Genomic DNA, 22,737 nt, shown 5'->3' on the forward strand with positions numbered 1-22,737 from the left:
CTCTTTTTCTATAAAACTAAGTCGATTTCCTATTATTTAGGAAATCGGCTTTTCAATTCTTTAAATTGTTGATGATACGGGAAAGCATTGTAAAAATGCCCTCCCATTGAATTTCATTTCAAAAATTTTATCTCGTTAATCTGAAATTTTCGTACCATTTAAAAAGTTCATCAATTCATTAAACGTATTTTGAGCAGCTTTCGTATTCATTTGGAACTGGTATTCATGACCTAGTTCACCTTGTGATTTACTATAAAATACTTGTTTAACACCCGTTCTTTTTTCTAATAAAGTTGCAAATCTTTTACCTTGTGATTCAAAAGAAGCTGTATTTCCATCAGTTATAAATGTCGATACGAACTGATCGGGTACATTTCTTAAAAGTGATGCTTCTTTTGTCATTTTTTCATCTTCCCAATTGTATTTTCCAAAATATGCCCATCCAACTCTTTTAAAGACAAATTTCATAAATCTAGATGAAGCTTTCGTTTCAACTTCCTTCATATCATATGGACCGCAAAGAAGAATCGCACCTCGGATTGTATTTGGAACAACACTTTGACCTATTTTAGCTGTTTTTGAATAGTTTTTATTCATTTGAATGCTAACAAATTGAGCAGAAAGCTGTGCACCAGCCGAATCTCCTGCAAAGTATATATTATTCAAATCTAGCCCATATTTATCAGCATTTTTTTTAACAAAACGATAAGCTTGATCAATTTGCTGTAAAGGTACAGGATAAGCGACATCAGGAGCTAAGCCATAGTTGATATTTACCACATTATAACCGTGACTCGCAATATAAGTAGCGTATTTACGAACATCAATTTTATCCCCTGCTACAAATGCACCACCATGAATCCAAAAAATGGTTGGAACATATTTCAAATCACCTTTATACCGAATCAAATCAAACGTACTGTTTTTAAACTTTGAATGATATTCGATATCCGTATCCATCCTTGTTTTCTGTTTTGCTATACTGAAATCCGCTGCCTCTACCTCAATGCCACCAGCAAAAGATTTCTTCAAAAACCAAGTAACTGGCCTAGGTGAAAGAAAAACTGACCCAACTCCAATTACTAAAATAATGAGAACGCAAATTCCAAATATTTTAAGAATACGCTTCATTCATTCGATACCTCCTTTTAACGCTTACTGAAGATTATTATTTGATTTCCAAAAAATATCATACATATTAATAGCAGGATACAGGGAATAAGGAGTGCAGGTTATAGGATTTTCTTTCTTTTGGAATATCTTTAATATCTTCAATAAAAAATAGAAGTCCAAATAGAACTTCTACATTTTCTAACCTATTGAATTATAAGATCAAACATAACTTTCCTTATTACTATTCAATATTTCTACTAATTGCTCTACCTGCTTGTCTTCCTGAAAATAAACATCCACCTAAAAAAGTTCCTTCCATTGCTCGATAGCCATGTACGCCACCGCCTCCGAAACCAGAAACTTCACCAGCTGCATATAGTCCTGGAATCGCTGCTCCTGATGAATCTAACACATTACCATCTAAATTAGTTTGTAGTCCTCCTAGTGTTTTACGGCTAACAATATTTAGACGAACTGCAATTAAAGGACCATTTTTTGGATCCAAAATTTTGTGTGGAGGTGCAACACGAATTAATTTATCTCCTATGTAATTTCTTGCCCCTCTTAATGCTGTAATTTGTAAATCTTTCGTGAATTTATTATCCATTTCACGATCACGTGCAACGATTTGACGTTCGATTTCTTCATATTTTAATAAATTTTCACCTGTCAGATTATTCATACCTTCCACTAGTTCTTCAAGCGTATCGGCAACAATAAAGTCTTCTCCTTTTTCCATAAAAGCTTTAACAGGAGCAGGTATTCCAGATGTTGCTCTTTTCATTACTTGTTTAATACTTTTGCCAGTTAAATCCGGATTTTGCTCTGATCCTGAAAGTGCAAACTCCTTTTGAATAATTTTTTTCGTTAAAATAAACCAGGAATAATCAAAACCTGTTTTTTGAATTGCTTGAAGGGTACCGAGTGTATCAAATCCAGGAAAATTGGGTGCTGGAAATCGTTGTCCATGTGCATCTAACCAAATTGAGGATGGACCTGGAAGAATTCTGATCCCATGATTGCTCCAAATTGGGTTCCAATTTTTTATTCCTTCTGTATAATGCCACATGCGATCACGATTAACAATTCTCCCACCAGCATTTTCTGTAATCTCAAGCATACGACCATCAACATGTGCAGGAACACCAGAAATCATCTTTTTTGGTGGAGTACCTAGTCGACTTGGCCAATTTTTACGAATTAAATCAAAGTTTGCTCCAATGCCACCACTAGAAACTAAAACAGCATTCGCGCCATAATTAAACTCTCCAATTACTTCACGTGAACTATCTTGACCACGTTCAGCATTACTTGGCTCAAGCAATGAACCACTTACTCCTACAACAGCTCCTTCTTGAGTTAATAGCTCATCAACTCGGTGGCGAGATCGGAATTCAACCAATCCCTTCTTCATATGCTCGCGAACTCTCCGTTCAAAAGGTGCAACAATTCCTGGACCTGTTCCCCATACGATATGGAATCTTGGGACTGAGTTACCATGCCCTTCCGCAAGATATCCACCACGTTCAGCCCATCCGACTACTGGAAAGAAACGTACACCCATATCATATAACCATTGCCTCTTTTCCCCTGCCGCAAAATCTACATAAGCTTCCGCCCACTTCTTTGCCCAGAAATCCTCATCTTCTTCACGATCGAATCCTGCTGTTCCAAGCCAATCTTGCCAAGCCAATTCCTTGGAATCCTTTATTCCTAATCTGCGTTGTTCTGGAGAATCTACTAAAAACAAACCACCAAATGACCACCAAGCCTGTCCACCTATTGATGCTTTCGGCTCCTGATCTAATAACAATACACTTTTCCCTGCATCAGCAATTTCAGCAGTTGCAACCAATCCAGCTAATCCAGCCCCGACTACGATTACATCAAATTTCTCCATCTATTTACCCCCTCCTTATTAATCTTCTAATCTATTAAAAAATAATTTCATCGTTAATTTTCTAAATTTTCAGTCATCAACTAAATAATACATTAAAACCAAAATAAAGAAAAGGAAAGAAGGATTAAAACCTCACATCCCTCTCCCTTTTCAGTACTTTACTTAATGAACATTCTTCTTTTTAAATCTACCTCCACGCACCTCAGCAATATCCGAAATTGCTAAAAATGCATTCGGGTCAAAATCATCCACGATTGTTTTTAGCTCCGCTTCTTCTAATCGCGTAATGACACAATAAATTACTTTTGTCATTTCACCAGAGTATGCCCCTTTACCATTAATATAGGTTACACCTCGGCCCATTCTGAATAATATCGCCTCACCAATATCTTCACTTTTGTCACTAATAATCCATGCTGATTTTGATTGCTCTAGACCTTCCACAACAATATCAATCGTTTTAAACGCGACTAAATAGGCAATAATCGAGTACATTGCACGATCCCAAGAAAAGATAAATCCTGCAGCCCCTAAAATAAAGAGGTTAAAAACCATAATAATTTCACCAACAGAAAACGGAATCTTACTATTGATTATGATTGCAAGTATTTCGATTCCGTCTAATGCTCCACCAAACCGGATTGCCAATCCTACTCCAACACCTAAAACCATTCCTCCAAATATCGTTGCAAGTAGAACGTCTTCTGTAAAAGCGGGAACATGATGAAACATACTTGTAAAATAGGAAAGAACTGTGATACCAAGTATCGTAGAAATTGCAAAAGTTTTTCCTATTTGTTTATAACCTAAATAAAAAAATGGTAAGTTTAATACAAAAATAAACACTCCTAGAGGCAGACCGGTAAGATGTGACACCATAATTGAAATACCTGTTATACCACCATCGATAACATCATTTGGTACTAAAAATATTTCAAGTCCTGTTGCCACAAGCAATGCACCCACTAGCATTGCAATCGCTCTTTGGAAAATTTTTAATTTATGTGACTTTCCACCTGTTTCATTCATTGCCACAGCCATCTAATTTACCGTCCTTAACTATTGTAAAATTTTTCTATAGTTAATATTTACTCTTAAGCACAATTTATACTCTTTTCGTTCAATCACTAGACATTCGCAATTTATTCTAATATAATTAGCTAGACAACTAATTTAGTTAGCTAGCTAACTATTTTCTTATAGGAGATTTTTTATGCGCAATAAGCAGCCTTTCTTTTTTTCATTAAATCAAACGACACGTCAGTTTTCGAAGTCTTTTAATGAACAGCTTGTACCATCTGGCTTATATTTAGCCCAATGGTCAGTCATTCATTATATTTATGTACACGGACCATGTACGCAACGAATGATTTGTTCCAGTTTGAATATCGAACCACCTACGCTAACAAGAACGCTATGTAGAATGGAAACAATGAATTTAATCGTTCGGAAAGAAGGTTCTGACAAAAGAGAAAAAATGATTCATCTTACTGATCAAGCATTCATTCAGTTTGATGGTTGGAAAGAAAAAATTATCTCATTTGAGAATGAAGTTACAAAAGGTATACCCGAAGAAGAGCTTGATATTGCACTTCAAGTTTTTCAAAAAATGATGAACAATATGAAAGCGTCGGAGGTAACAAATCAGGGGGAATAAAAATTGAATAAAGAACGTCTATGGACAAAGGATTTTATTAGTGTTAACTTAAGTGGTTTTTTTGTGTTTTTAGTGTTTTATACTTTAATGGCTACACTACCGATTTTTGTGATTGATAATTTAGGCCAACAGGAAAGTAAAGTAGGGCTTGTTGTAACTTCTTTTCTAATCGCGTCAGTTTTAATTCGTCCTTTCGCTGGGATTTGGTTAGATACGATTGGTCGTAGAAAAATCTTAATCATTTCTTTAGTGTTTTTTACAATTACTACTTTCATTTATCCTTTTATAAATAATTTTGCACTATTACTATTGTTACGATTTGCACAAGGGATTTTCTTTGGTTTAGGAACGACAGCAACTGGAACAATTGTTGCTGAAACTGTACCGGCTACACGTAGAGGAGAAGGTATGAGTTATTATGGCTCGTCAATGATTCTAGCAATGGTTTTTGGCCCTTATCTTGGTATTAACTTAATGAATCACTTCAACTTCCACATTTTATTTTTTGTTTGTGGATTTTTTGCAATCATCTCTTTCCTTTTCGGATTAAATATTGCGATTCCAAAACAAACATTAAAAGCGAAAACTCGAATTCAACCATCTCAATTAATTGAGCGCTCAGCATTACCAATCTCAATTACTGCAGCAATTATCTCTTTCGGATACAGTGGAATCATTTCCTTTATTACATTGTACGCAAAAGATTTAGGTTTTGTAGAAGTTGCTAGCTTCTTTTTTATTGTTTATGCCATTTTCATTTTAGGATCAAGACCTTTTACAGGAAAACTTTTTGATCGTAAAGGCGCAAACATAATCGTATACCCAGGAATCATTTTATTTTCAATTGGACTTTTCGTATTAAGTTCTTCAACGATTCCGTCAATCTTTTTATTATCAGCTGCTTTAATCGGAATCGGTTATGGCTCAATTGTACCTGGATTTCAAACATTGGCGATTAATACAGCAGCTCCAGCAAAAAAAGGGATGGCGACAGCAACGTTTTTTATGTTTTTTGATGTAGGAATGGGTATAGGCTCTTATGTACTTGGTATTGTCCAAGCTAAAACCTCTTTCCAGTCAATGTATATTTTAACTGCATTTTCTGTTTTACTAACAGGTGTAATTTACTATTTATTACATGACCGAAAACAAAAATCAAATCCGAAACTTGAAAAAACAGCCGCTTAAACAAGAGGGTGCCCTACTTATTAATTGGGGCACCTTCTTTTTTATAGTGGCAGTATTAATAACTGGAATATGAAGAGTAGTGGTAATATAGTATGAGCTGCAAATAAATCATGGAAAACCGCAATTAAATTTTATGTGTGCAAATAAAACATGGAAAACCGCAATTAAAAATTTTATGTGTGCAAATAAATCATGGAAAACCGCAATTAAAAACGCAATTAAATTTGGTAAAATCGCAATTAAATTAGCAGAATCACAAATAAAATTAGCAAAATCGCAATTAAAACCTTAAGAATAGCAAATAAGATGGAAAATTACCTATACTAGTTAAGGTATTAAGTCTTTAAAATTGATCCATTCTTGTTAATTTCTATTGAAAATAAACAAATATGCTCTAATTCTTTCTAATTTAAATCAAAAATTGATGAAAATCTGTTATTTTCTATAAAAAAGAGCGATATTTTCAAATCCAAATGAATAGTTCCTCCCAGATACCCTCCCCTACAAAAAAGGGTGCCCTCATTAGTCACTTATCATGACTTCTGAGACAGACCCTTCCAACGTGTTTAAATTGATATTCCTTTATTAGTAATAAATGCAGCTTAGTGAAAAAATGGATTTAGTATGCAACTTTCGTTAAAATAAACAATAAACGGAATATAAAATGGAGGAAAATAGATGGCCGTCGCAGTTAATTCAAAATTTAATGAGTATAAAGAGAAGATTTATTCCTTATCCCCCACTCTCGAAACTAGCGCGCTAAAAAATGAAGAATTTCTAATTGATAAAGATGAACAGAAAAATTTAGAAATTTATTATGCTCCGTTTGAGTACATTAACGAAAAAGCAAAAATCTTAATTGTAGGAATTACGCCTGGTTTACATCAGATGAAGCAATCTTACTCAACAATTATAAATCTAAAAGATAAACCGTTAGATGATGAACAGATTTTACATGAAGTGAAAAAGAATTCTAGTTTTGAAGGTCCGATGAGGAAAAATTTAATCGCAATGCTTGATGAATTAGAATTACATAACTATCTGGGAATAAATTCGACAAGTGAACTTTTCAGTACGTCTAGTCATCTTGTCCAAACAACTTCTGTTATTAAATATCCTGTTTTCTATAAAGGAAAAAATTATAATGGTTCAACACCAAATATCTTAAAAACTGAGTTACTTAAAAAGTACATAGTTGAAAATTTCGCGAATGAAGTCATCCAATTACATAACCCATTAATCATTCCATTAGGTGTAAATGTTTCAAAAGCATTATCCTATTTAACAACGAATGATTATTTTAACTCGGATTCAATTTTATATGGATTCCCTCATACATCTGGAGGAAATGGTCATCGACATAAGCAATTCGCTGAAAACAAAGAGGATATGAAAAGGAAAATCAAAATCTATTTTGAGTAATTGATATAAAGGAGAAGCAGAATGATTTTACATATTATCGAAAACAAAGAGTGGCAAAACGTGAAAAACGAGGGAGAATATTCTCCACCTAGTTTAAAAAATGAAGGATTTATTCATTGCTCTACGACCGAACAAGCTGTTGAAATCGCAAACTTATTTTTTAAAGGAGCCAACGACTTAAAAATATTATGCATAGATGAAGAGAAAACAAAATCTAAAATCGTTTATGAGGATACAGAAAACTTCGGTCAGTTATTCCCTCATATATACGGCTCATTAAACTTAGATGCTGTTTTTAAAGTTGTTGATTTTGAATTGGATCAAAATGGAAAATTCATTTTACCAAATGAATTAAAGGAAACGAAGAATTAACGAGTTCTCTCTTAGAGCGTTACCCATACTTTTAAAAGGCTATCAGAAATGATAGCCTTTTAGTGTGTAGACAAAGTCCTATTTATCTGATTTTCAGACTGCTTAAAAGACTCCAACAAGAGCGCCTTTATAAATTACAATCGCTCTTACAACATGAAAAATAGCTACTAAAATAATTGTTACCTCGTATGCTGATACATTCAAAAATTCGAACTTTCTACGCAGTACGATTTTACGAAAAAGTGCTGGAAAACCTTCATTTACTTTTAAACAAATAAAATAGAATAGTAGAATGACGAAGTATAAAAAGAATCCCACATCGACATACGGCCAGTTCAGCCAATTAGCAAACAAGCTACATAACCAAACTATCAATCCATTAACAATGCAGGCAAAAATCCAATTGGAGAAAGAAGATGTTGTATAAATCGTTTTCATGAAAATCACTTCTCCTTCTATTTACAGATTCATTCTGTAGTCAATTTTTACGCTTTTGTTCCTTCTTTTATGCTTATTAAATGACATTAAATTATTTTTTTTATATAAAGATTCTGTTGGATTTTCAATTAATTGTCATGACTTTCTATTCCATTCTCATGTTAAAATGAAACTATTATGACAAGAAAAGGGATGAACTACTATTAACCTTCAAGACAAAGTCAAAAGCCTGCCTTTATCCCCTGGCGTATATTTGATGAAGGATTCTAAAGGACAAATCCTTTACGTCGGAAAAGCGAAAAGCTTAAAAAAACGGGTACAATCTTATTTTCAAAACTCTAAAGGTCATTCACCAAAAGTAAAAAAGCTCGTCACTCATTTAAAGGATTTTGATATCATACTAACCGATACTGAATTTGATGCACTCATGCTAGAATGTCATTTAATTAAGGAAATTAAGCCAATGTATAATCGGATGATGAAAAGTCCACAATCATTTACTTATTTGATCATCAATCTTGCTAAAAAAATTCCTTCATTTGAAATTAGTTATGAACCGATTGAAAATGAAAACTCATTAATTTTTGGTCCTTTTACAAGTAGAAGTACAGTTGAAAGGGCAATGAATGGTATAAAAGAATGCTTTAAAATTAATTGTGGTCATTCAACAGTTAAAAATAGTGCTTGCTTAAATTATTCTTTAGGATTGTGTAATGGTGTGTGTTTAGGTGGACCGGCAATAGATGAATACAATTCGATTATACAGAAAGTCATTCATTTCCTTGGTCGAAAAGACAATCGTCTTCTTGAGGAAATGGAAAGTAAAATGTTAGCTGCATCTGAACAGTTTGATTTTGAAGCTGCAGCCAAATACAGAGACTGGATCGAATTGGTTAAGTCACTATTAAATAAAGAAAAAGTCATTGAATTTACCGAGCAAAATCATAATCTTGTTACGCTCGAACAAATAGATGATAAAACATATAAATATTTTTTAATTAAACGGACGCAAATATTGCATTGTGAAATGATTCATCTAGAAAATAATTCACTCGAATCTTTAAATGAACAAATAATATCAAACGCCATTTCTCATTTCAAAAACACAAATGATGAGCTAAACAAAGATGTAAGCCGAGATGAAATTGATGAAGCTCAAATTATCTATAGCTATTTAAATAGTACAAACTGTCAACATTTGATTCTTCCTAAAAGCTGGCTTAGTGCAAATAATCGTCTTAAATTTACGAAAGAACTGAATAAACTATTTGGTTCCTTTAAATAAAAATAGCTCAGGGCAAGATTGCATGCCTGAGCTATTTTTTATGCTTTTAACTGTTCATATTGTTTCCAGTTTACTGATTTCTCTAACACAATCGATAGAATTACTCCCATAATAAGTCCATTCGTTAAAAATGGCTGTACAATCATCGGAAGATTTCCGAATGTACCAGGTGCAATATTCATCAAGCTGACACCTACTAATACTGGTGCCGCCAGTCTAAAGATTGTATCTGATGTAAATACTTTTCCATTTGTACTACTAAAAGCTGTACCAAACAATTGAAGATAAGCTACAAATAAAACTGCATTTCCTACTGTTACTGGCATCGTAGCTAAAAATGAAATTAATGGCGGAAGTAATCCAATAATTGTTAATAAAGCTCCTCCATATATAAATGGTTTACGTTCATAAATTTGTGTACTTTGCAAAAATCCAAGCGATGAAGTAAAAGGAGTATATGGAACGATTCCAAAAAATGAAGCAATAATTGTGAAGCTACCTGTTATTAATAATGAAAAACGATATTGTTTTGTACTCGCTTCTTCTTTTAATAACTCTGAAGCTGCTTTAATGGAAGCAAACGTATTGCTTAAATTCATAATTCCCGCAAAAAACGATATTGCGATGATCCCTACTTCTAAATTAGGTGCTCCTAATGGGAAAAGCGTAAAATGAGCACTAGTCGTAGCAACCTCTTTCGTATCAGATCCAAAAAGTATCGAATAAAATAACCAACCTACGATTATCCCAATTAAAATTGAAAAATTACTAATTATGCGAGATCCTTTTAATTTTAAGATACTTACAAATAAAACGATGCATAATGAAAGTGCACTAATTGAAAGGCTGATTTGTCCTTTACTTGTTATCCCAAGCATTCCTTTAAAGAAAACGAAAATAAGTTGAAATGATAGCAAAAATAAATAAACTGTCATAACCATTGGAGTAAATATTTTTTGAAGAAATGAAATCAAATTAAATGCAGATAGTAGCAATGTTACAATGCCCGCCGCAATGAATCCAGTTGCGATTCCTCCTCCAATTTCAGTATAGCTTAATCCAAATGCCGAAGCTGATAAACCTAAGTTCAGCATAACTCCCCACAATAAACCAGAATGTCCTTCCATTACAGGATACTTGTGACCAATCCACCCTTGTAAAACGGAAGCAAGTCCAGTGAAAATTAGTGAACTTCTTATTGTGCTTTCGATTACATCTGATGGAAGATGAAATGCTGCCCCTATTGAAATTGGAACTACAATTGTATTCGCAAAAATAAAAAATAACCATTGAACCGATGAAAAAAGAGTAGTAGAAACCCTCAAACTTTTCATAGTTTCCTCTCCTCCTCTAGCTTAAAAATGCTTTGTTTCTTTTCTATAAATAGGGTCCTCGATCGTCCTTTTCCATTTTAATAAAGTTGATAGAAAAACTCCAATAATAATTAGCCCCCCACCTAAAATTTGAGAGCTAGTAATATTATTTTTTAATACAATTAAACCAACAATCATTGCAACAAATGGCTCTAAATTAAGAAACATGGCTGCCTTTGACGCTCCAACTAGTTGGATTTGATGATTCCAAATAAGTGTACAAATACCATGCATAATAATTGCAGTTACAATTAATAGTATCCAAGACATAGCATCCCTACTCATCTGTTGTGAAAAACTTGATCCAAATACAATCGGCAATAAACCACTAAATCCAACTAAGTTAGAGTAGAGTGTAATTGACGTTGAATCGTAATTTCTAGTTAACTGTTTCATCATAATAATGGAAGTTGAAAATGTCAGCATCGTTATGAAAATCCATATTAAGCCAATTGTGAAATGCAGCTTTTCTCCATTCGTAATCACAAAAAATACGCCAATAAAAGCTACAATTGATCCTATTACAAAGCCCTTTGTTAGTTTCTCTTTTAAAAACACTGAAGCCAAAAAAGATGTAGTAAGAGGAGCAAGAGCCAGAATTAATGCGGATGTCGTCGGATGGGTTGTTTCTAATGCGGAATAAAATGACCATTGATTAATACAAGTACCAATTAATCCTAATAAAACAATCGAAATCCAATCTTTTTTCTGAACCGGCTTCCATTTTCCTTTCACCAATCCATAAAAAACCATAAACAGTAATATAAAGAACAATCTTAATGCTGACAATAAAACTGGTGGGAATTCCTTCACTAGCATTGCTCCAAAAATAAAATTACTACCCCAGCAGACTACACAAAAAAATAATAGTAAATAAGATCGGACCATTTTAATATCCTACTTTCATACAACAAATTTACATAATGAAAAAGGAAATCCAGAAAAATTCTGGAATTCCTTTTCATAATTATTTGGGGCTTATTCATAACTTTTATGTCATTTAAGAAGGAGTTTCGTCAATTGAACTTAGGAATGCTCGTTTTCCTTGGGGAGGACTTTGAGCGCCTCCCAGTTCAATTAAAAATCCTTATTAATCTAACAATCTTTCGAAATGAGCAATTCCTTATACATTAATCGATTGATTAATTTTACTTAAAGAACCAACTACAATATTTCCATTATAAATAACTGCCTTCCGTTCTGCTCGTCGTGCAATCGTCTCCGCCGAACAGCTAGCATCAACTAAAACTAAATTCGCTGCATCTCCAATTTTGGGCCATACTTGGTTTCCTTGGTGATTTAAAGGCGTTTTTCCACCTGTAATATATTTTAGTGTTTGTGCTAAAGAAACTTCATCAATCCACTTGAATCGTTCAGCAAGTCGACCAGCTCTTTCTAAAATATCTCCTGTACCTAACGGAGACCATACATCAAAGATGTTATCATTCCCTACTGCTACGTCAACACCTCTTTCGTTTAATAAATCAACTGGAGGCATCAATCTATTTATCGGTACACTTGTAACGATGGAAATACCCGCATCACTTAAATGATTTGCCAATTCATATGCTTCTTCTCTTGGAACGTCACCTATTCCAAACGCATGGCTAATTGCTACTCTACCTTCCCATCCTGCTTGTTTCGTATATTCAACAATCCGTTTCATTGTAAATGTTCCAAGACGACCCGGATCATGTAAATGTAAATCAATGTCTGCGTCAGCCTCGACCGCTAAATTAAATAATTGATATAATGATTCTTCAATGTTTTGATCGACAATTGCAGGATCAACTGAACCAACAATTCCCGCTCCATTACGTAAAGCCTCTCTTACATAATTAAAAGCATTTGATCGTAATAATCCATGTTGTGCAAATGCGACAATTTCAGAGCTAAGACTGTTCGAATAGGTAGTTAACGCATGTTGGACTTGCTCTAAATTTTTCAAACCAACCTCTGGATAGATATCAACATGTGTTCTAACGTGAGTAGAACCAGACGCTAATAGAATTTCTAGTAATGCTTCTGCACGCTCTTTCGTGCTAGACGCAATCGTTGGTAGAATCTTCTTTTCACTTTCAAATCGTTCAATAACGCTCGATGTGAGAGTGCATGCTCTCCAAACATCACCCATTAATGTTTTATCAAGATGTACATGTTTTTCGATAAATGAAGGTAGAACAAGTAATCCACCTGCATCTTCAACTTTTATATCATGTGAAATGTCAGCTTCATCTTTTGTAATTTTAACAATCTTACCATTCTCAATTAATAGATGAAATAATTCAGTAGCTGTACCTACCACGATTCCATTTTCTTTTTCAAAACCAACTTCTAATAGAGCATTCTTTAACCAATAGATCGATTTCATGAATCTCACCCCTTCTTTTAATCGTCGTCCATTTAATTCAAAGTAGTTGCGTAATTCAGTCCACCGTATACGATCTTTCCTTTCGCAAGTACGGCAGCACGATTTGAGCGTCTCGCAACAGCTTCAGCAGAACATGATGCATCGACTAAAACCATATTTGCCTCATCACCAATATTTGGCCATAATCGATTACCTTTTTCATCAAGAGTTTTTATTCCACCTGTAATAAATTGCAATGTTTGAGATAAGCTGTACTCATCTTTCCAGTTATACTTTTCAGCTAATCGACCAGCTTTTTCTAACATATCTCCTGTTCCGTGTGGTGACCATGAGTCATAAAAACCATCGCAGCCCAAGGCAACATTTACACCTTTTGAATGAAGTAGATCAACTGGAGGCATTATTCTATTAATCGGAACAGTTGACATGACTGAAACACCTAATTTTGCTAGTTTGTTAGCCATGTCTTCCGATTCATTTCGAGATACATCACCAAGCGCAAACGCATGACTAATTGCTACTCGATTATTCCAATGGGCTTGTTCAATAAATGAAACTAGTTTTTGAATTGTATAAAATCCTAGATGACCTGGATCATGTATATGAATATCGATATCTGCATCAAATTGAACAGCTAGATCGACCATTTCAAATAAGGAATGCTCAATATTTTGGTCAATGCCACCAGGATCAAGTCCTCCGACAATCGTTGCTCCTTCTCTCATCGCTGCTTTCATTAAAGGCAAACTATTTGTTCGAAGTAGTCCATGTTGAGGAAAGGCAACAATTTCGTTTGTCATTTTATGTTTATACGTTTCAAGAGCTTTTTGAATTTCTTCTAAATTCTTTAAGCCGATATATGGATCAATATTTACATGTGTTCTTACATGAGTTGCTCCACCTTTTAACAATAGATGAAGCATTTGTTCAGCTCGATGTTGACCTGTTTTCGCAAGTTCAGTTAGTTCGAGTGCTTCCAAATTTAATCTCTCAACTAAATTTGCTGCAGGAGTACATGCTTTCCACGGAATGCCTAGGTAAGTCTTATCTAAGTGATTATGCATTTCTTTAAAAGCGGGAAGTGCTAATAAATTTCTCGCATCCTGAATCGGAAGATTTGTTTGCAACGGTAGATCAACCAATTGTATTTTTTCAATTTTCCCATCGCTAATTAGTAGATTGTATCGAATCGTTTCAGTGCTTTCAATTCTTCCATTTTCAAATACAAATCCGCTATCTAATTTTACATTTGTTAGCCAAAATGATTGATTCATATTATCACTCTCTTTTATTGAAGATTAGACTGTAGTAGATTCAAAATTAGATATTGAACCACTTACAACATTCCCTTTGAAGATAACAGCAGCTCGTTTTGCACGTCTCGCAACTGCTTCTGCTGTACAAGTTGCTTCTACAAGAACAATATTCGCTTCATCACCAACATTTGGCCACACTCTTTCACCTTCATTATTTAAAGGAGTTAAGCCACCCGTAATAAATCCAAGACTACTCGCTAATGATTTTTCTTCAATAAATCTAAATCGTTCTGCAAGTCGTCCAACTTTTTCAAGATTATCTCCAATTCCAAATGGAGACCAATGATCCGTAATGCTATCATTTCCTAATTCAACTTTTACACCTTTTTCTTGTAGTAAAGGGATTGGAATTGTTCTAAAAATAGGTACCGTAGAAGTAATTGATATTCCTAATTCAGCAAATCTCTCAGCAATTGAAGTAGCTTCTGGAACAGACAAGTCTGCTAAACCGCTCGCATGACTAACCGTGACTCTTCCTTGCCATCCAGCTTTTTCAGTTAATGTTGCTAATCTTTGCATCGTAAAAAGACCAAGATGATCTGGATCATGTAAATGAACGTCAACATCTGAATTTGACTCAACAGCTAGATCCATAATCGTTTCAAGAGATCTTTCAATATTTTCATCAATCGAAGCAGGATCAACTCCACCAACAAGATTAGCCCCATATTTCATCGCTTCTCTTACTAATTCAATCGAATTACTTCTTAATAGTCCATGCTGCGGAAAAGCAACGATTTCATGTGTTAATTTATCTTTATATCCTTCTAAGGCTTGTAATGTTGCTTCTAAATTCTTTAGTCCAATTACTGGATCAATATTACAATGCGTACGTATATGAGTTGCACCGTGGCTTAGCAATAAATCAAGCATTTTTTCTGCTCTTTCTTTAGCAGTTGGTAATAGTTTTGGCAATAAAATTTGCTCTTCTTCAATGCGTGTTTTCACACCATTTGTTGCTGGCATACAAGCTTTCCATGGCCCACCGTAATAAGTTTTATCTATATGAATATGCATTTCTCTAAATGAAGGGACCATTAGAAGACCTTGCACATCATATTGAGGTAATTGATCAGTAATTAAATTGCTAATTAATTGAATTGATGTAATTTTTCCGGCTTCAATTTTTACATTGTATTTCCCAGTTGCTGTTCCGTTAATTACATCGTTGTCGTTATAAGTAAAACCATTTTCTAGACTTACATTCGTTAACCAATATGATTTTGACATTATTCTCACCCTTCCATTCCACTTTAAATTATCTCTATTTCATTATAAATCTGTTTAAAAAGATAAGATTTTAGTATATTTACATATTTTTAAACTATTTTTACTACTTGATCTAAGAGCAGGAAAAAGGAAAGGCAGGATCAAGGAGAAAGAAAAAGCTCTTAAAGACTTTAGAAATTCCTTAAGCCCTGCCCTTCCTGCTCTTCCTGCCTTTGTTATTTTATTGTAATATCATTAATTTCTAAATAACCTGAGGGACTGATGGAGAAACCTTTTACATCTTTGGAAATAGCAGCGACATTTTCGATTACTCTTACAGGGATATAAGGGGCGTCATTCATTTCGATTTCTTGTGCTTTTGCATAAATATCTTTACGGGTTGTTTCGTCTTTTTCTTTTCGTCCAGCATTAATTAGGTCATCTACTTTTGGATTGCTATAGAAGAATGTATTTCCTGCAGCTCCTCTTGAATCGGAATGGAATAAATTATATTGATTGTAGTCTGCGTCTCCGGTTGCATTTCTCCAGCTAATAATAAACATTTGGGATTGACCTTTATTTACTTTTTCAACAAACGATCCGTATTCCATCACTTGTACTTTTAAATTAATGCCGATGCCTTTTAATTGTGATTGAATAACTTCTGCTAAGTTTACTCTTTCTTTACTATCCATTGTAAGAATTGTCGCTTCAAAACCATTTGGATAACCTGCTTCTGTTAATAGCTTCTTTGCTTCTTTTAAATTGTACTCGTAGGCTTTTAATTGATCATCGTATCCAAACACTTTTGATCCCATTGCTGAATTTGCTTTTTTACCGACATTATTGAAGACTCCTTTAATAATTGAATCCATTTCAACTGCATGAGCAATTGCCTTTCTTACACGTACATCATTGAACGGCTTTTTTGTTACATTGAATCCTAAATATTCTGTTCCATATCCTTCACTTCGGTATACTTCCATCGCTGAAGATGATTCAACTTGGTTCATTACAGCGATCGGAAGTGGTTCTGCAATTTGAGCTTCTCCTGTTTCAATCATTGAGATTCTAGTGGAATCTTCTGGAACTACTTTAAACACAACCTTGTCTACTTTTGGCTTTTTGCCCCAGTAATTTTCATTTTTAACTAATACAATTTCCTGTCCTGGTGACCATGATTTAAACTTAAATGGACCTGTTCCATTTGGTTCTTGAATAATATTCTTCCCGTATTTATCAATTGTTTTAGGACTTATGATTCCACCTTCATGATTTGCTAAAATTGAAAGTAGTGGAGAAAATGGCTCACTTAAAATGAATTGGACAGTGTATTCATCGACAACCTTGACTTCTTTAACCATTTTGAGTACAACTGCTCGTGGGGATGCAACTTTTGGATCTAATAAACGATCAAATGTCTTTTTTACTGCTTCTGCATTAAATGGACTGCCATCATGAAACTTTACACCATGCCTTAGTTTAAATTCCCATGTTGTATCATTTATTTGATTCCATGATTCAGCTAACATTGGTTGTATTTCATTATTTTCATCACGCTGGACAAGCCCTTCATAAACTTTATGATGAGTTACGCTCGCTGCATTAATCGTAGACATAAATTGCTGGTCTAGATTTTCAGCATCTGATAATCGGGCGATCACTAATGTACTCCCTGCTTTCGATTGATTTGTTTGACCATTTGCATTTGTTCCTACATTTTGATTAGACGAGCAACCCGTAATTGTAACAGCAGTTAACAGTAAAAGAAAAAATTTTCCAACCCCACGTTTTAATTTCAAAGAAATGACCTCCTACTATTGGTTTGTCTTACAAATATTTATCTAATTATATAAAATATTCTGAATATTATTTTTGAAAATCTTTACTAGTTTTTTCAGTTTCTTTACTTGTTGATCAATCGAACTAAAATTATGGATTAATCAAGGGAATCAACTAGTTTAAAAGAAGGTGGGAATAACTCATTTTCAGAAAGCTGCTCGTAATCTCTTATCAAATATCCTTTTTTCATCTTATTAAAATACATTTGACCTTTTTGTTTCATTTCTTCTAGATCAAGATTAGGTATGACTTGATCTTTCATTACAATTCTCCCATTAATAATCGATAATTTTATATCCCTGCCAGAGCCACTAACAAACATTGTACGGATTGGATCATCTATGACTCCCATATGATATCCACTCAAGTCAATCGCAATTATATCCGCCTTTGCTCCAACAGAAATACGGCCAAGATCCTCACGATTAAGAAATGCCGCTGCACCAAGAGTAATAGAATGAAAGAAATCAGCATATGTAGATCCTTCAACTTCTTTTTCCGCAATCCGTGAAAGCATACTACCAGTTCGAACATTTTGAAATAGATCTGGTGGAAAAGTATCAGTACCTAATGCAATATTGATACCCTCTTTCTTATATTTTGCATACGTCTCAAGCATCGATCCATGCCTTCCTATAATAAGTGGACAATGAATAACTGTTGTATTTGTTTCTTTCATAAGTGACAAATCATTGTCTAAATCATAGTTTGCTTCACTATACCCTGATATAAAATGAGCATGAGGAATTCCTGTTTTTGAGCCTAAAAATCCAAGATTATAAAGATATCTAATTGGTGTAACACCATGCTCTTTTAGCATCGTGTGAAATTCGAAACTTCCTTGTGCTGCATGGAGTTTTATTGGCACGTCTAATTTTTCGCTGTAAAATTTTGTTTTTGTTAAAATGTCAGGAGTTTGAGTTTCAATTCGTTCTGGAGCAAGCATTCCTTTTACTAAACCGTCAAAAGCACCATCTAATGTCTCAATAAACTTTACTGCTCTTTCTAAGCCTTTTTCCCCCGCTTGTTCATCCCAATGTATTTTAATCTTTCCATCAGGCTCGACGACTCTTATTCCACATTGATAGCTTGGTCCAAGATAAATTCTTAATCCTAGACTTGCAGCATGATTAGCTGCAGCTTCTAACTCCTCGTAAGTTTCTGCCCATTTTTTATAAAAAACAGATGTAATTGGCATTGCAGTCGTAATGCCATTTAAAATAAGCTGAGAATAAGCGTACAAAGACTTAAATGCTTCTTCTTCTTTTGTCATTAATTCATGATGGCCATTTTTAACATGCTGCTCAGACCAGAGTAGATTTTTTTGTCTGTTTGAATTCGCTTCTAAATGTAAAATGTCGTGATCGATATCACCTAAAGCATTTAAATCTATAAAACCTGGACTTAGAATCGCATTACCTACATCAATGACTTCATCAACTTCATCTAAATAATTCTTTCCAACAAATATAATTGTATCTTTTTCATACACAATTTCCGCATTTTCCAAAATGACATGTTCTTTTCCATCAAATCCAATGACATATCTTCCTTTGAGCTTTGTTTTCACTTTTTCTCCTCCTTTTCACTAAAAACTGAAACAGCATAAATCGAATTATGCTGTTTCTTTTTGGTATTACTTATTTAACTGTTACATTATCTAGCATTAAATAACTTGCTGGGTTTAACCATAATCCTTTAACTGATGAACCATACACTGCTAAATGCTCATAGTTTCGAATTGGAACATATGGGACTTCTTCATTTTCAATTTTTTGTGCTTGAGAATATAATTCTTTTCTCTTTTCACTATCTGCTTCTTTGCGTGCTGTTTCGATTAATTTATCAACTTCAGGGTTACTATAGAATGAGCTATTTCCAGCAGCACCTTGGGATTTACTATCAAACAAGTTAAATTGGTTGTAGTCTCCATCACCAGTAGCATTTCCCCAACCACCAATTGAAACTTGGTGTTGACCTTTCGCAATTGTATCAATATAAGCTCCGTATTCTAACACCTGAATTTTCACATTAATACCAATGCCTTTTAATTGAGATTGTATAACTTCAGCCATATTAATTCTTTCTTTACGATCACTAGTTGTTAACGTAAATTCAAATCCATTTTTAATTCCCGCTTCTTTTAAAAGCTTTTTAGATTCATTAATATCGTAATCAAATCCTTTAATCGTTGGATCATATCCAAACACTTTTGGACTCATTGTCGAATTTGCTCTTGTTCCAACATTGTTATAAACACCTTTTATGATTGAATCTACCTCAATTGCATGGGCAATCGCTTTACGGACACGCACATCATCAAAAGGTTTTTTCTTTACATTAAAGCTTAAATATTCTACAGCTAGTCCATCTGTACGGTATAAATCCATCGTATCTGAAGCTTCAATTCGATCAATTTCAGTAACTGGCACTTGATCCGTTACTTGTGCTTCACCAGTTTCAATCATTGCAAGTCTTGTTGCATCTTCTGGAACAACTTTAAACACTACGCCATCTATTTTTGGCTTATTTCCCCAATACTCTTTATTTTTTTCGATTTGTATTTCTTCGCCTGACTTCCAAGATTTAAATACAAATGGACCAGTTCCAACTGGATTTTGACCAATTTTATCACTATTTTCTTTGATCGATTTCGGACTAATAATACTTCCTTCATTACTCATTAAAATCGATAACAGAGGAGCATATGGATATTTCAAAATAAATTGAACTGTATGATCATCAATTACTTTCACTTCTTTTATCATTTCAAATTTACCAGCTTGTGGTGATGCTGTTTTTGGATCTAATACTCGATCGAAATTTGTTTTAACTGCGTCAGCATTAAATGGTGATCCATCATGGAATTTAACTCCTTCACGTAGTTTAAACTCCCAAGTTACATTATCTAATTGTTTCCATTCTTTTGCTAAAAGCGGTTGTGGCTCCATATTTTTATCCGGTTCAACCAATGTTTCATAAACCTTTTCATAAACTACATTTGCAGATGGTATGTCAGTAATGAAATGTGGATCTAGTGTAGTCGCATCAGAAAGTCGAGCGACGACCAAAGTCCCCCCTGGTTTTGCTTTTGTTCCTGTTGGATTACTGCTTGTTTGGTCTGATGTACAGCCTGCTAAAACAGTTGAGATTGTTAATAAAGATGCAAATAGTACACCTGCTGTCTTTTTCTTCATAGTTTTCTTCCTCCTCTTTGTATTGCCTAAGGCTTCTCTACTTATCAAATTTTTTATGAGTACGTCAGGCTTAAACAAATTATAAAAAAAAATAAAATTTTATATTTTCAGAATCTTTACTCGTTTTTTAACTATCTTTACTGCTTTTTCGCATGATATTTACTTCAATACTAAATTTGCATAAATTTAAACAAAGAAAAGGGGGAAAGCAGCAATGAAACCAGAGATTGTATTGAATAACACGAAAGTCAAACTTAAACAAAATGAATCTCAAAAACTAAAAAGGTGGAAGGCATTCTATAAGAAGTTTAAAAAAAATAAATTAGCCCTAGTTGGAGGCTATATTGTACTTTTTTATATTCTAATAGCGATCTTTGCTCCACTAATTTCACCAAAAGATCCTTTTGCAATTGATTTAATGAACAAACTTCAACCTCCATCGGCAGAGCATTGGATGGGAACAGATGATAAAGGAAGAGATATATTAAGTAGAATCATATATGGTAGTCGCCTTTCAATTTCAGTTGGTTTTGTATCTGTTTTCTTCGGAGCAATTATCGGGATCATTCTAGGATTGTTGGCAGGATTTTACGGAAAATTGGTTGATACGATTATTATGCGAATTGTTGACGTTTTACTTGCATTCCCTGGTATCTTACTTGCACTTGCGATTATTAGTGCTTTAGGTCCAAGTTTAATAAATGTAATGGTTGCCGTTGGTGTCTTTTCAATTCCAATGTTTGCTCGAATTGTTCGAGGTTCTACTTTATCAGTCAGAAAACTTGAGTATATTGATGCAATTCGTGCATTAGGCGCTACCGATACTACGATCATTTTTAAACACATTTTTCCGAATATTCTTTCTCCTGTTATTGTACAGGCTACATTAAGACTTGCTACTGCTATTCTTTCAGCTGCAGGTCTATCATACTTAGGACTTGGTGCACAACCACCTTCACCAGAATGGGGAGCTATGTTAAGCAGTGGACGCGATTATCTATTTAGTGCACCACATATTGCCTTATTTCCGGGTATTGCCATTTCAACACTTGTTTTAGGATTTAATATTTTCGGAGATGGACTAAGAGATGCCCTTGATCCAAGAATGAAAAAATAAGGAGGAAAGAAAATGTTTCTATTTATTGTTAGAAGAATTATACAAACAATTCCAGTTTTACTTGGCGTAAGTTTAGTCGTTTTTCTTATTATGCAAATGGTACCTGGAGATCCAGCAACTCTACTTGCAGGTGAGGGTGCAACAAAACAAACAATCGAAATGATACGTCATCAACTAGGTCTTGATCGACCGATCGTTATTCAATATTTTGATTATGTTTTAAATGTATTACATGGTGATTTCGGTGAATCACTACGAAATAATCGTCCTGTATTAGATGAAATTATGATTCGCTTACCAATTACGTTAGAACTTGCGCTGGCAAGTATTTTTATTACGGTCGTACTTGGAATGTTAGCAGGGATCATCTCGGCTACTAAACAATACTCTGTAGCAGATATTACGATTATGATTATCGCATTATTAGGAATCTCTTTACCTAGCTTTTGGTTTGGTTTAATGCTGATTTACTTCTTTTCAGTTAATCTACATCTATTTCCAGTTGCTGGTTGGGGAACGGTTAAACATATGGTTCTTCCAGCATTAACTTTAGGTGCAGGCGGTGCAGCAATTGTAGCCAGAATGACGAGATCTAGTATGCTTGAGGTTATCCGACAAGACTATATTCGTACAGCAAGAGCAAAAGGGTTAAAAGAACACGTAATCATTTATAAACATGGTTTAAAAAATGCTCTAATTCCTGTTATTACTGTTGTTGGTTTACAATTCGGTGCATTACTTGGTGGTACCGTGTTAACTGAGTCAGTTTTTGCAATCAATGGACTTGGCAGATTAATAGTTGATGCAATTCGAACGAGAGATTTACCTATGGTTCAAGGTGGCGTCTTAATCGCATCTGTCATCTTTGTATTTATGAATCTAGCTGTTGATGTCCTCTATCGATACTTTAATAAACGAATTGACTTGAATTAAGGAG

General features: G+C 34.1%; 19 protein-coding genes. 7 read left to right on the plus strand and 12 right to left on the minus strand.

Going from position 1 to position 22,737, the window contains the following annotated elements:
• Window positions 1–135: 135 nt before the first annotated feature.
• The 3 genes from B7R67_RS01365 to B7R67_RS01375 all read right to left on the minus strand — a co-directional run bounded on the left by B7R67_RS01365 (window position 136) and on the right by B7R67_RS01375 (window position 4,042).
• The gene (locus B7R67_RS01365; RefSeq protein ID WP_088066828.1) at window positions 136–1,131 is read right to left on the minus strand and encodes an alpha/beta hydrolase; all 996 of its coding nucleotides are present in this window, start codon (window positions 1,129–1,131) and stop codon (window positions 136–138) included.
• Window positions 1,132–1,354: 223 nt separating this feature from the next.
• Window positions 1,355–3,013, minus strand: coding sequence for an FAD-binding dehydrogenase (locus tag B7R67_RS01370; protein ID WP_088066830.1), 1,659 nt, complete (start codon window positions 3,011–3,013; stop codon window positions 1,355–1,357).
• A 162-nt stretch (window positions 3,014–3,175) separates the two neighbouring features.
• Window positions 3,176–4,042, minus strand: coding sequence for a YitT family protein (locus tag B7R67_RS01375; RefSeq protein WP_407920363.1), 867 nt, complete (start codon window positions 4,040–4,042; stop codon window positions 3,176–3,178).
• Between the two features lie 184 nt (window positions 4,043–4,226).
• On the opposite strand from B7R67_RS01375, the gene B7R67_RS01380 reads away from it, so the two are divergent.
• From B7R67_RS01380 to B7R67_RS01395, 4 genes are all read left to right on the plus strand, one after another.
• Entirely contained in the window at window positions 4,227–4,670 is a 444-nt protein-coding gene (locus B7R67_RS01380) for a MarR family winged helix-turn-helix transcriptional regulator (RefSeq protein ID WP_088066834.1), read from the plus strand.
• A 3-nt stretch (window positions 4,671–4,673) separates the two neighbouring features.
• A complete protein-coding gene (locus tag B7R67_RS01385; protein ID WP_088066836.1) occupies window positions 4,674–5,858 on the plus strand; it encodes an MFS transporter in 1,185 nt (394 codons plus the stop codon).
• Between the two features lie 678 nt (window positions 5,859–6,536).
• On the plus strand, window positions 6,537–7,280 hold the full coding sequence (locus B7R67_RS01390) for a hypothetical protein (protein WP_088066838.1): 744 nt from the start codon (window positions 6,537–6,539) through the stop codon (window positions 7,278–7,280).
• A gap of 21 nt (window positions 7,281–7,301) precedes the next feature.
• The gene (locus B7R67_RS01395) at window positions 7,302–7,652 is read left to right on the plus strand and encodes a DUF952 domain-containing protein (RefSeq protein WP_088066840.1); all 351 of its coding nucleotides are present in this window, start codon (window positions 7,302–7,304) and stop codon (window positions 7,650–7,652) included.
• Window positions 7,653–7,754: 102 nt separating this feature from the next.
• Here the strand turns inward: B7R67_RS01395 and B7R67_RS01400 are convergent, their stop codons facing one another.
• Window positions 7,755–8,090 (minus strand): hypothetical protein, encoded by a 336-nt coding sequence (locus B7R67_RS01400; RefSeq protein ID WP_088066842.1) that lies wholly within the window; start codon window positions 8,088–8,090, stop codon window positions 7,755–7,757.
• 229 nt (window positions 8,091–8,319) lie between these two features.
• Here B7R67_RS01400 and B7R67_RS01405 point away from each other — a divergent pair, with 229 nt between their 5' ends.
• A complete protein-coding gene (locus tag B7R67_RS01405) occupies window positions 8,320–9,375 on the plus strand; it encodes a GIY-YIG nuclease family protein (RefSeq protein WP_407920364.1) in 1,056 nt (351 codons plus the stop codon).
• 38 nt (window positions 9,376–9,413) lie between these two features.
• Here the strand turns inward: B7R67_RS01405 and B7R67_RS01410 are convergent, their stop codons facing one another.
• From B7R67_RS01410 to B7R67_RS01445, 8 genes are all read right to left on the minus strand, one after another.
• Window positions 9,414–10,709 (minus strand): uracil/xanthine transporter, encoded by a 1,296-nt coding sequence (locus B7R67_RS01410; RefSeq protein WP_088066846.1) that lies wholly within the window; start codon window positions 10,707–10,709, stop codon window positions 9,414–9,416.
• Between the two features lie 21 nt (window positions 10,710–10,730).
• Window positions 10,731–11,636 carry a DMT family transporter gene (locus B7R67_RS01415; protein ID WP_088066848.1) on the minus strand — a complete coding sequence of 302 codons (906 nt, stop codon included), beginning with the start codon at window positions 11,634–11,636 and terminating at the stop codon, window positions 10,731–10,733.
• A gap of 235 nt (window positions 11,637–11,871) precedes the next feature.
• The gene (locus tag B7R67_RS01420) at window positions 11,872–13,119 is read right to left on the minus strand and encodes an amidohydrolase (protein ID WP_088066850.1); all 1,248 of its coding nucleotides are present in this window, start codon (window positions 13,117–13,119) and stop codon (window positions 11,872–11,874) included.
• A gap of 32 nt (window positions 13,120–13,151) precedes the next feature.
• Window positions 13,152–14,393, minus strand: coding sequence for an amidohydrolase family protein (locus B7R67_RS01425; protein WP_088066852.1), 1,242 nt, complete (start codon window positions 14,391–14,393; stop codon window positions 13,152–13,154).
• A gap of 24 nt (window positions 14,394–14,417) precedes the next feature.
• Entirely contained in the window at window positions 14,418–15,665 is a 1,248-nt protein-coding gene (locus tag B7R67_RS01430) for an amidohydrolase family protein (RefSeq protein ID WP_088066854.1), read from the minus strand.
• 215 nt (window positions 15,666–15,880) lie between these two features.
• Complete coding sequence (locus tag B7R67_RS01435; RefSeq protein WP_088066856.1) at window positions 15,881–17,446, minus strand: glutathione ABC transporter substrate-binding protein; 1,566 nt, start codon at window positions 17,444–17,446, stop codon at window positions 15,881–15,883.
• A 137-nt stretch (window positions 17,447–17,583) separates the two neighbouring features.
• Complete coding sequence (locus B7R67_RS01440) at window positions 17,584–19,056, minus strand: chlorohydrolase family protein (protein ID WP_088066858.1); 1,473 nt, start codon at window positions 19,054–19,056, stop codon at window positions 17,584–17,586.
• A gap of 70 nt (window positions 19,057–19,126) precedes the next feature.
• Window positions 19,127–20,683 carry a glutathione ABC transporter substrate-binding protein gene (locus B7R67_RS01445; RefSeq protein ID WP_088066860.1) on the minus strand — a complete coding sequence of 519 codons (1,557 nt, stop codon included), beginning with the start codon at window positions 20,681–20,683 and terminating at the stop codon, window positions 19,127–19,129.
• Between the two features lie 214 nt (window positions 20,684–20,897).
• Here B7R67_RS01445 and nikC point away from each other — a divergent pair, with 214 nt between their 5' ends.
• Complete coding sequence (gene nikC / locus B7R67_RS01450; RefSeq protein WP_088066872.1) at window positions 20,898–21,800, plus strand: nickel transporter permease; 903 nt, start codon at window positions 20,898–20,900, stop codon at window positions 21,798–21,800.
• A gap of 12 nt (window positions 21,801–21,812) precedes the next feature.
• Window positions 21,813–22,733 (plus strand): nickel ABC transporter permease, encoded by a 921-nt coding sequence (gene nikB, locus B7R67_RS01455; RefSeq protein WP_088066874.1) that lies wholly within the window; start codon window positions 21,813–21,815, stop codon window positions 22,731–22,733.
• Window positions 22,734–22,737: the final 4 nt, after the last annotated feature.

It is taken from the genome of Gottfriedia luciferensis, assembly GCF_002156865.1.
In the GTDB taxonomy this organism is placed as follows: domain Bacteria; phylum Bacillota; class Bacilli; order Bacillales; family Bacillaceae_G; genus Gottfriedia; species Gottfriedia luciferensis.